The organism is Maribacter sp. (assembly GCF_049667165.1).
GTDB lineage: Bacteria > Bacteroidota > Bacteroidia > Flavobacteriales > Flavobacteriaceae > Maribacter_A.
The window spans coordinates 1-10,271 of record NZ_JBATHS010000062.1; the positions used below are offsets into that span (position 1 = coordinate 1).

The following is a 10,271-nucleotide window of genomic DNA, read 5'->3' on the forward strand; positions in this document are numbered from 1 at the left end:
TAGGATTCAAATCTTATTGACAGATCATGTAGGCTCTACAATGCGCTTCCACTTACAATTTTACTTTTGGTCACGTCGACTGCCCAACAGGATAAAACAAATACTTGCAAAGTAATCCTGATATGTATTGTTTACATGGTATATAGATGTACTAATGCCTAAAAGTATTGAGCCATAATGAGATATACTATGATTGAAATCATTCATGAATTAATTGTCGATATCAAAGCAATCGATTATTGCAACCTGAATGGCGAGGATCTTAAAACAGCCGTTAAATCGGAATGCTTTAAAGATCACAAAACTAATTTCCAGGAAGTCGATTTTAAAATCCATCGTAACAGTTTCATGTTGACCTGAAAGCCAAAAATCGAAATTCTGCTATTTAGGTTTATGTTGGAGTTAATCCTATGCCTTTTCGAAAGGAGGGCATGACATTTTATAGGAAACAAGGGAGCAGGGCCCAGCCGGGTTCTAATCAATTCAATTAAAGAAATGGCAAACTGCTGAAAAACCGCTCAATAAATGTGTACCAAATGCATTTTGTTCACCACCTTCTTTCTTGTAATCGGATCTAGGAACTTGCCTTGCAACCGTGTGATCCGGAATTGTTTTTCGGTCAATTGTCGGTCCCAGTCCAACCCTGCATCCCTCAGTGTTTTCAATTCCTTTTCAGAGACATATACCCATACATCCTTGCTATCGGTCAATTCGGATAAGGAGGTGATTTTGACCGGCTTTTGATTGTAAAAATCCAATGCCCAGGTATGGTTTTCAGAAATCTTATAGATCTTATCCGTGGGTATGTCATTCTCTCGAATGGTTTTGGCCATGGTGGATCCAGCTTGGTATTGCAATAAAGAAGGATAAAAATGCGCATTCAAGACACCATTCAAAAGCACGGAACCTACGACTCCGATAGTGATGATCCTAAAATAATAATCCTCTCGTTTTAAACTGTAATATATAATGAAAACGCCCAAAACAAACTTCCAGATGTAATTGTAATAGGAATCGGTTTTAAAGACAAAAAAGCAAATGAATGTAACAGCTAGGAAAATTATGCCTAGAATGAAATACTGGAAACCCAGAAGCAGTTTCTTGATCCTTTGGTTTTCCACGACATATAAATGATGTAAATAACCAGCACTCAATACGGCGAACAAAGGCATTACGATATTCAAATAATGGGGTAATTTAAACTGGGCGAAACTAATGATTATGAATATCAGGGTTATTCCCCCCAAAGTCAAGAACTCCTGTGCCGGCTCATAGTTGAATTTCGCTTTTATGATGGCTTTGGCCTTTTGCAAATAGGCCACCAAGCCCACTACTGTCCAAGGTAGAAATACCCATAAAAAGGTATGGAAAAAGAAGAAGTAATCACTACTGTTTTTACCGACTCCCTCCCCACTCAATCGCTCAAAACTCTGTTCCCAAAAAATAAAGAAAATACCGCTTCTTTCGCCTTTTCCCCGAATGATCTTCTCTGGATGCAGATCGAATTGATGATAATAAGCATACAGCATGGGGGTAATGACCACAGCGAACATTAGGAGTCCTGCAAGCACTTTACTATTCAGGAACATTTTCCATTTTCGGGTATAGGCCAAATGGCATAGTATCGGCAATCCGATAACCAAAAGGCCTATCTGCCCTTTGGTCGAAAATGCCATCCCGGCCCCAAAAGCGCCCAACAGTATATGTTTCAATGAATTCTTTTCGATATAGGCCGCCAAATGCCAAATGGCAAAAATGGCAAAACCCGTCAATACTGCATCGGTTCGCACATCGATAGCACCCAAAACAATGGTCTGACTGGTCATGAAAATAAGTGCTGCCAATTTGCCCACATTGCGGTTGTACAAGAGTTTGCCCAATCCAAAACAACTATAAGCACCCAATAGCGTCGCCAATAACCCAGGTATGCGATAGGCCCAATCGTGAATCCCAAAAACCTTGTAGGATAGTGCCGCCAGCCAATAGTGCATATGGGGTTTATCGAGATATTCTTCCGGGCCCTTAAAAAGGCTTAGGAAATCGTTTTCCTGAACCATGCGCATGGCCATGACCGCGAACTGGGCAGAATCATTCTCGAAGAGGGTAACGAACATTCCGGTGATATAAACCAGAATTACAAGCAGTAACAAAAACCAATATCTGGTATTTGAAATCATAGTTGGAATTTGTGAAGTGCAAATATATACAACTTTGCAAATAGCCAACCCATGCCCAGACCGATAAGCATTCCGGTAATGACATCCAGAGGAAAGTGTACCCCGATATAAATACGGCTATAGGCAACCACGGTGGCCCAAGAGAACAACAGAAATCCCATATATTTGAACTGTGACCTCAACAAGGTGGTTAAGAAAAGGGCTATTGCAAATGAATTGGCCGCATGGGCAGAAAAATACCCGAATTTGCCTCCACAAGAGGTCTTCACCAAGCGCATCAGCCCACTTACTTGCGGGTCATAGCAAGGTCTCAATCGCTGGACCCCATATTTAAAGAAATTGGCCAATTGATCGGTGACCAAAATCAATATGGCCACAGTAGCCAATACAACCAGGGTTTTACGCAATCCCAATTGTCTATAAGTTAAAACAAGCAATAGGAGATATAAGGGGATTGAGCTCAATTTATGGGTAACGAACATCCAAAAGCCATCCCAAGTGGGGTTTCCCAAACTATTGAGAAAAAGGAATGCTTCCTTATCGAGCTGTAGGAGTTGTTCGAGCATAATTATCAATCTTCATAGCGGGAGACTTCCCGATCATAAAAGGCAGTCGCTTTTTCAATAAGGCTTGCGGCTTCGGATTCGAGTTCCTTTTCGTCCTCTTGGGTAAAGTCCTCTAACCATTCCACCTCATCATTCTCAAGATTGATAATAAACCTGGGATATTCGGTATGTATCACAAATAGTGCAGTGGGCCAATCGGTATTGTCGCCCAAAATGAATTTTGGTAGTTCCATGTAACTTTATAATTGTGCTGTAATCAGTTTTTTTGTCAAATAATTAAATCGAATATACAACATAATCGCCGATGCGCTCAATCCTGTAAGCAGACCGATCCAAATTCCGGTACTCTCAAAATCGGTATGCAGCCCTAGATAATACGATACGGGAAAACCGATGACCCAATAGGCCACAAAGGTTATCAGGGTTGGAATTTTCACATCCTGCAACCCCCGCAAAGCGCCCAAGACCACCACTTGGATTCCATCCGAAATTTGAAAGAAAGCCGCGACCAATAATAATTGGCCGGCCAGGAAAATCACTTCGGTATTATCTGCCAGATTCTTGGCATCATCTACATCCAAATATATGGTGGGGAACCAATGTCTTCCCCATAAAAATAGCACTGCAAACACAATCTCAACAAGCAGGGTCAAAAAGAAAATAGACTGCGCTATACGTCGTAATTCACGAAAATCCCGAATTCCTTTTTGGTTTCCCACGCGAATCATGGCCGCTACCCCAAGCCCCATTCCGAACATGAAGGTCATACTGCTCAAGTTCAAGGCGATTTGGTTGGCCGCCTGTGCATTTTTGCCCAATACCCCACTCAACCATATGGCGGCCGTAAAAATGGCGACTTCGAAGAACATTTGTAATGCCGATGGAAATCCTAGGTTTATGATCTTGCGCATGACCCGCTTTTCAATCAGCCTGAAATTAAAGCCGGTCACATAATCATGGAATTTTTTCTTCCCTTTGAGTAAAAACCAGATATAGAGAACCATAATAAATCGGGAAATCAAAGTTCCTATGGCAGCACCTACGATTCCCAATTTTGGGAATCCGAAAGAACCAAAAATCAATAAGTAATTCAAAACTATATTCACCACATTCGCAATAATCGTTGCGTACATGGGATATTTCGTTTGGGATAGTCCCTCGGAAAACTGTTTGAAGGCCTGAAATATGATCAGGGGAACCAATGAAAATGCCACCAAATCAAGATAGGGCATTGCTAACGCCACAACCTCAGGTGGTTGCTTCATGAGGTACATAATCGGTTTTAACAAAAGGATAATACCAAAAAGTGAAAAGCCCAAAACAGTACACAATACCAAGCCATGCTTTAGTGCACTTTTACCCTCCGCCTTATTGCCGGCGCCATCGGCCTCGGCCACCAAAGGGGTAATCGCATTAGAAAAACCTATACCCAAGGACATGGCGATGAACACAAAACTATTCCCTAATGAAACCGCCGCCAATTCAGCTGTTCCCAATTGACCTACCATGATATTATCGGCAAAAGCGACAAAGGTATGCCCCAGCATACCTAAGATGACCGGAACGGATAACCTGATATTGTATTTGAATTCTTTAGTGTATTGCCTGAACAAGGTTGGATGCTTTAGCGGGTGCAAAGATAACTTCTTCCCCGGTATGGAATGGATTATTACATGAAATTCTGGAATGGGATGGGTTGATTTTGCTTAAAGGGATTTGGCTTCTTCCCAATAGACGTCCATCTCTCTAAGCGTCATATCCTTTAAGGATTTACCCAATTCCTTTGCCTTGTTTTCTAGATATTGAAACCGGTCAATGAATTTTTTATTGGTACGTTCCAAGGCATTTTCAGGATCTACCTTTAAAAACCGGGCATAATTAATCATGGAAAAGAGCACATCCCCAAATTCGGATTCCACCTTATCGGCATTGCCCGACTTGATTTCTTCCTGTAATTCGGAAAGTTCTTCCTTGACTTTTTCAAATACCTGTTCGGGTTTTTCCCAGTCAAAGCCCACTCCTGCTACTTTATCCTGAATGCGGTTGGCCTTCACCAAGGCCGGAAGTCCCTTGGGCACCCCTTCCAAAACACTTTTTTTGCCTTCTTTCAACTTTATGTTTTCCCAGTTCTGTTTCACTTCTTCCTCATCCTTGACCTTGACGTCACCATAAATGTGGGGGTGCCTATGGATCAACTTTTCACAAATACTATTGCAGACATCCGCGATATCGAAATCATTCGTTTCAGAACCGATTTTAGCGTAAAAAACAATATGTAACAATAGATCACCCAATTCATTCTTGACCTCGACCAAATCTCCCTCCAAAATAGCATCGGCCAGTTCATACATCTCCTCAATGGTAAGATGCCGTAGCGTTAGCATGGTTTGCTTTCTATCCCAAGGACATTGTTCGCGAAGTTCGTCCATAATGGTCAATAAACGATCGAATGCCTCCAATTGTAGTGCTCTGGATTTCATGATTTTCTTTTGACAAAAATACAAATACAAATAGGATTATTATGTAGGTACTCTGTGCAATTTTAACTATCTTAAATCGCTTAAAATCAACCGTAAAAAGTATGAAATGAGCATAAACAAATTTCATCATTGCATACCAACCGAAATGATTAAATTTTTAATGCGAATTACTGAATGTGCAGAAATTTTTAGTTTCTTCATTTTCAGTAAACTATAAAATTTTAAACAGATGAAATATAAATTGATTTATCCAGCACTTATCATGGTTGCGGTGTTGGTTGCATCGTGGGAAACACCAACAATACCCGATTTAGGAATTTTTGAGGGCAATGGCGATATTGGCAATGTAGGTCTTCAGGGGTCTGCCGAGTTCAATCCATCGGACAACACGTATACCATTTCGGGCAGTGGCACCAATATGTGGTTCAATACCGATGAATTCCATTTTGTTTGGAAAAAAATGTCGGGCGATGTATCCCTGTCGGCCCTTATTGAAATGGTGGGTGAAGGTGTTGACCCGCATCGAAAAGGCTGTTTAATGATCCGGCAAAGCCTTGACCCAGATGCCCCATACGTTGATGTTGCCGTACATGGTGATGGACTCACCTCTATGCAATTTAGGGATGCCAAAGGTGGTTTGACCAAAGAGGTGAAAACGAACCTAGTGGCCCCCGAAAAAGTAAAATTGAGAAAAGTGGGTAATCACTTCTCGATCTCAACGGCATCGGAGGACGAAGAATTAAGTATTGTCGCTGGCTCATTACGCTTAGCATTTACGGAACCTTTTTTTATAGGGCTTGGGGTTAGTTCCCATAATAATGAGGTCATCGAAACCATAAAATTCAAAGATGTTGAAATTGAAAATATCATGAAGAATACCGATTCGAATATAGAAGTCGAAAGCAGTCTTGAAATCCTTGACATTTCCACTTTAAACAGAAACGTAGTTTTCCATACGAAAGACCATATTGAGGCTCCTAATTGGACACCTGATGGCAAAACCTTGATCTATAATAGCCAAGGATTGCTTTATACAATTCCAGTTGAAGGTGGGACGCCAAACATGATCCCAACGGATTTTGCAAATAAAATCAATAATGACCATGGCATCTCACCCGACGGGACGCAAATGGTCATCAGCGACCAGACGGAAACTGGACAATCCATGATTTATTCCTTTCCCATAGAGGGCGGTGTTCCAAAAAAAATAACGCCCCTTGCCCCCTCCTACTGGCATGGCTGGTCTCCTGATGGTAAAACACTGGCTTATTGTGCAGAACGCAATGGCAATTATGATATCTATACCATTCCATTTGAAGGTGGTGAAGAGACCCGACTTACCGATGCGGAAGGCCTTGACGATGGTCCTGATTATTCCCCTGATGGCGAATACATCTATTTTAACTCTACCCGCACGGGAACCATGCAAATATGGCGGATGAAACCTGACGGTTCCGAGCAGGAGCAAATTACGACGGACGATTACAATGACTGGTTTGCCCATCCATCCCCAGATGGTAAGTGGCTGGTGTATGTCACCTTCAATACCGATGTGCCTGCAGGCCTTCATCCACCAAATAAGGACGTTATGCTTCGGCTCATGGATTTGGAAACCAAGGAAGTCACCGTACTTGCCAATCTTTTTGGGGGTCAAGGCACCATCAATGTTCCTTCCTGGTCGCCTGACAGCAAAAACATCGCCTTTGTAAGCTATACCATCCGTTGATCTATGAGAAACTTTAAGTTAATCACGTATTCCGCACTGTTTTCAATCATCTTCTGTACAACCTCCAATTATGCACAGGAACGTTCTTTACTAGCATCCGGGGCTGTACCCGTATTAGTGGCTTCAGACTATGAATTCACCGAAGGTCCTGCCACCGACAAGGAAGGCAATGTCTACTTTACAGACCAACCCAATGATAGGATACTAAAGTGGTCCGCGGAAGACAATACGGTTTCGGTATACATGCAACCCTCAGGACGTTCAAACGGACTCTATCTTGACAACGAAGGTTATCTATTGGCCTGTGCCGATGAAAAAAACCAATTGTGGCGTATTGATGCCGACAAGAATGCGACAGTCCTTGTTACCAATTATGAGGGCAAGAAACTCAACGGCCCCAATGACTTATGGGTCGATAAGAAAGGCGGGGTTTACCTAACCGACCCTTTTTACAAAAGACCCTGGTGGGACCATCAAGAACCCGAACAGGAAGCCAAACGCGTTTATTACCTAGCTCCTGACCAGAAAGAACTTCGCGTTGTCGCAGATGAATTTGTACAACCCAATGGGATAATCGGTACTCCTGACGGCAATATTCTTTACATAGCCGATATTGGGGACAAAAAAACCTATTCCTATTCCATAACTGAGGATGGAAGCCTATCGAACAAAACACTTTTTACTACCCTAGGTTCTGATGGAATGACCTTGGATGATCAAGGCAATGTTTATCTTACTGGGGATGGGGTAACCGTTTTCAATGAACAAGGGGAACAGATTTTACATATTCCCATAGCCCAAAAATGGACGGCCAATGTGACTTTTGGAGGCAAAGAGCACAACAAACTGTTTATCACTGCGATGAATTCAGTGTACACCCTGGATATGAATGTAAGGGGGGTGCAATGAAGAAATTTCTGATCTTACAAATGCGGCCCGAAGATGCAACCGCAGATAGTGAATTCAAGGCCATTTTACGGGTAGGACAATTGACCCCCGACGAAGTACACCGAGTACGGTTAGAGAAGGGTAGTCCCTCGATAAATCTGGAAGAGTACTCCGCGATCATAGCAGGGGGGAGTCCATTTGACATAAGCACTCCAGAGCACCTGAAAAGCCCCATTCAAAAAAACATTGAAGATTTTTTCAATGCCCTCTTCGATGATGTGGTTCATCATGATTTTCCCTTTTTAGGTGCTTGTTCGGGGAATGGGGCATTAGGCAACTATTGCGGGGCATCGATTTCAACTACCTATGCCGAACCTATTGGGAGTGTTAGGCTAGAGATTACGGAAGAAGGGGCAAAAGACCCCCTTTTAGAGGGTTTGCCACAAACTTTTTCAGCCCTGGTAGGTCATAAGGAGGCCTGCGATGATTTGCCGCCAAGTGCTGTTCTTTTGGCGACCTCAACCTCATGTCCCGTTCAAATGTTTCGGGTAAAACAACATATCTATGCTACACAGTTCCATCCTGAGGCCGATGCGGATGAATTTATAGTACGAATACACACCTATAAGGATTATGGTTATTTTCCTCCTGAAGAAGCCGAAGCTTTGATTGCCTCGGTACGTGATTTAAATACCCCGGTTTCCAAGGAAATACTGAAGCGTTTTGTGGTGCAATTTAAAAATCATGGCTAAAACATACGAAGCACTTGGGATAGCCGGATATTATACTAGAGTTATCAATAAATTCATATAATCCAGTATCACTTTTAAAACGATGGATAATACCTATCAGGAAACCTTTAAAACATGGAATAAGATTGCCCAGCAATACGAAGATTCTTTCATGGATCTGGAATTGTACAATGATACGTATGATATCTTCTGTGGATCGATACATAAGAAAAATGCAAGCCTATTGGAAATCGGATGTGGTCCGGGTAATATCACCAAGTATATTTCAACGCGCAACCCCTCCTATAAAATCCATGCGATCGATGTTTCCAAAAAGATGATCGAGCTGGCCAGGAAGAATAATCCAAATACTGACTTTGAAGTTATGGATTGCCGAAATCTTACTGACCTTCAGAAAATAGTTGACGGAGTCATCTGTGGTTTTACCATCCCCTATATATCGAAATCCGATTGCACCAAGTTGTTCTACAATTGTTGTAACCTATTAAAGGAAAACGGGATGTTCTATGTAAGTTTTGTGGCCGGGCATTATAAAAACTCTGGATTTATTAAAGGTAGTGCGGGCGATAGGGTCTATTTCCATTTTCATGAACTTGAACGTATAAAAGAAGAACTTGAAAAGAATTCCCTGAGTACCATTCATCTAATCGATAAGGAATATCAAAAGTTGGATGGGACCACGGAAGTCCACACGATAATCATAGCTAGAAAAAACATAGGCTAACGTTTAAAAATAGGAGTTGGCGGGTATTTTAAACTTTACTCCTTACAATCGATTCCAGTTAAACACAAAAGGAGGGTCTACCTTTTGAATTGAATTTCAGTTCGTCAAGGAATTATATTAATTTGTATTTTACATTCCATCTAAAAACCGAAAAATCATGAGTTGGAAAAATCTTTTCAATGCCAAAGAATGCCAAGCAACTATTGATAGAATCAATACATTGACCAAAGACACCCCCCATCTTTGGGGAAAGATGAATGTTGCCCAAATGTTGGCACATTGCAATGTAACCTATGAATTGGTATATACGGACAAACACCCGAAACCCAAGGGCTTTCAAAAATTCATGATAAAATTGTTCGCAAAAAATGTGGTGGTGGGACCAAAACCCTATAAAAGGAACACCCGAACAGCACCCATGTTCCTGATCGCCGATCAACGGGAATTTGACACAGAAAAACAACGATTGATAGACTATTTGAAAAAGACCCAGCAATTGGGCGAAGCACATTTTGAGGGGAAGGAATCCCATGCCTTTGGCGCATTATCGGCGAAGGAATGGAATACCCTTTTTTCAAAACATCTGGATCACCATTTACAACAGTTTGGCGTGTGAATTGAGAATAATAAATAAACCTTTTTAATTTTATGGGCCTGTTTATTATGCGAATCAAATATATAGGAAACATGATACGAATTTACCCGATGGTATGCCTGATTTTTATAACTACAACGATGACAGCACAACGCTTAGTGGTCAGTGAGAACCAACGCTTTATAATGACCGAAGATGGCAAACCATTTTTTTGGATGGCCGATACTGCTTGGGAGCTTTTTCACAGATGCAATCGAGAACAGGCAGCCCATTATTTGGAGAAGAGGGCAGCACAAGGGTTCAATGTGATTCAAGCCGTGGCCCTTGCCGAAATAGACGGAATTTACACCCCAAACCCTTACG

General features: G+C 41.8%; 12 protein-coding genes. 7 read left to right on the forward strand and 5 right to left on the reverse strand.

Features of this window, described 5'->3' with window-relative positions; all coding sequences use genetic code 11:
- Positions 1-177: 177 nt before the first annotated feature.
- Positions 178-360: a hypothetical protein gene (locus tag WBM98_RS03870; RefSeq protein WP_424364709.1), complete on the forward strand. Its 183-nt coding sequence runs from the start codon at positions 178-180 to the stop codon at positions 358-360.
- Between the two features lie 158 nt (positions 361-518).
- Here WBM98_RS03870 and WBM98_RS03875 read toward each other — a convergent pair whose 3' ends face one another.
- The 5 genes from WBM98_RS03875 to mazG form a co-directional block, all read right to left on the reverse strand.
- Positions 519-2,177 carry an ArnT family glycosyltransferase gene (locus WBM98_RS03875; protein WP_424364710.1) on the reverse strand — a complete coding sequence of 553 codons (1,659 nt, stop codon included), beginning with the start codon at positions 2,175-2,177 and terminating at the stop codon, positions 519-521.
- The gene (locus WBM98_RS03880; protein WP_424364711.1) at positions 2,174-2,743 is read right to left on the reverse strand and encodes a phosphatase PAP2 family protein; all 570 of its coding nucleotides are present in this window, start codon (positions 2,741-2,743) and stop codon (positions 2,174-2,176) included. Before WBM98_RS03880 ends, WBM98_RS03875 begins: the two co-directional genes overlap by 4 nt.
- A 5-nt stretch (positions 2,744-2,748) precedes the next feature.
- Positions 2,749-2,976: a hypothetical protein gene (locus tag WBM98_RS03885; RefSeq protein ID WP_424364712.1), complete on the reverse strand. Its 228-nt coding sequence runs from the start codon at positions 2,974-2,976 to the stop codon at positions 2,749-2,751.
- A 6-nt stretch (positions 2,977-2,982) separates the two neighbouring features.
- Positions 2,983-4,356, reverse strand: a complete 1,374-nt coding sequence (locus WBM98_RS03890) for an MATE family efflux transporter (RefSeq protein WP_424364713.1) — start codon at positions 4,354-4,356, stop codon at positions 2,983-2,985.
- A gap of 93 nt (positions 4,357-4,449) precedes the next feature.
- Positions 4,450-5,223, reverse strand: a complete 774-nt coding sequence (gene mazG / locus WBM98_RS03895) for a nucleoside triphosphate pyrophosphohydrolase (protein ID WP_424364714.1) — start codon at positions 5,221-5,223, stop codon at positions 4,450-4,452.
- Positions 5,224-5,452: 229 nt separating this feature from the next.
- Between mazG and WBM98_RS03900 the strand changes: the two genes are divergently transcribed.
- The 6 genes from WBM98_RS03900 to WBM98_RS03925 form a co-directional block, all read left to right on the forward strand.
- On the forward strand, positions 5,453-6,949 hold the full coding sequence (locus WBM98_RS03900) for a TolB family protein (RefSeq protein ID WP_424364715.1): 1,497 nt from the start codon (positions 5,453-5,455) through the stop codon (positions 6,947-6,949).
- Positions 6,950-6,952: 3 nt separating this feature from the next.
- Positions 6,953-7,858 (forward strand): SMP-30/gluconolactonase/LRE family protein, encoded by a 906-nt coding sequence (locus tag WBM98_RS03905; protein WP_424364716.1) that lies wholly within the window; start codon positions 6,953-6,955, stop codon positions 7,856-7,858.
- Positions 7,855-8,589, forward strand: coding sequence for a glutamine amidotransferase (locus WBM98_RS03910; protein WP_424364717.1), 735 nt, complete (start codon positions 7,855-7,857; stop codon positions 8,587-8,589). Before WBM98_RS03905 ends, WBM98_RS03910 begins: the two co-directional genes overlap by 4 nt.
- An 82-nt stretch (positions 8,590-8,671) precedes the next feature.
- Positions 8,672-9,313: a class I SAM-dependent methyltransferase gene (locus WBM98_RS03915; RefSeq protein WP_424364718.1), complete on the forward strand. Its 642-nt coding sequence runs from the start codon at positions 8,672-8,674 to the stop codon at positions 9,311-9,313.
- Positions 9,314-9,470: 157 nt separating this feature from the next.
- Entirely contained in the window at positions 9,471-9,929 is a 459-nt protein-coding gene (locus tag WBM98_RS03920; protein WP_424364719.1) for a DUF1569 domain-containing protein, read from the forward strand.
- Between the two features lie 71 nt (positions 9,930-10,000).
- Positions 10,001-10,271, forward strand: a 271-nt coding sequence (locus WBM98_RS03925; protein ID WP_424364720.1) for a DUF4038 domain-containing protein, incomplete at its 3' end; no start/stop codon positions are given.

Bases quoted from the DNA above. Each gene is read 5' to 3' on its own strand.
- mazG (WP_424364714.1), bottom strand. From the start codon at position 5,223: ATGAAATCCAGAGCACTACAATTGGAGGCATTCGATCGTTTATTGACC.
- WBM98_RS03910 (WP_424364717.1), top strand. From the start codon at position 7,855: ATGAAGAAATTTCTGATCTTACAAATGCGGCCCGAAGATGCAACCGCA.
- WBM98_RS03885 (WP_424364712.1), bottom strand. From the start codon at position 2,976: ATGGAACTACCAAAATTCATTTTGGGCGACAATACCGATTGGCCCACT.
- WBM98_RS03875 (WP_424364710.1), bottom strand. From the start codon at position 2,177: ATGATTTCAAATACCAGATATTGGTTTTTGTTACTGCTTGTAATTCTG.
- WBM98_RS03900 (WP_424364715.1), top strand. From the start codon at position 5,453: ATGAAATATAAATTGATTTATCCAGCACTTATCATGGTTGCGGTGTTG.
- WBM98_RS03915 (WP_424364718.1), top strand. From the start codon at position 8,672: ATGGATAATACCTATCAGGAAACCTTTAAAACATGGAATAAGATTGCC.
- WBM98_RS03920 (WP_424364719.1), top strand. From the start codon at position 9,471: ATGAGTTGGAAAAATCTTTTCAATGCCAAAGAATGCCAAGCAACTATT.
- WBM98_RS03870 (WP_424364709.1), top strand. From the start codon at position 178: ATGAGATATACTATGATTGAAATCATTCATGAATTAATTGTCGATATC.
- WBM98_RS03880 (WP_424364711.1), bottom strand. From the start codon at position 2,743: ATGCTCGAACAACTCCTACAGCTCGATAAGGAAGCATTCCTTTTTCTC.
- WBM98_RS03905 (WP_424364716.1), top strand. From the start codon at position 6,953: ATGAGAAACTTTAAGTTAATCACGTATTCCGCACTGTTTTCAATCATC.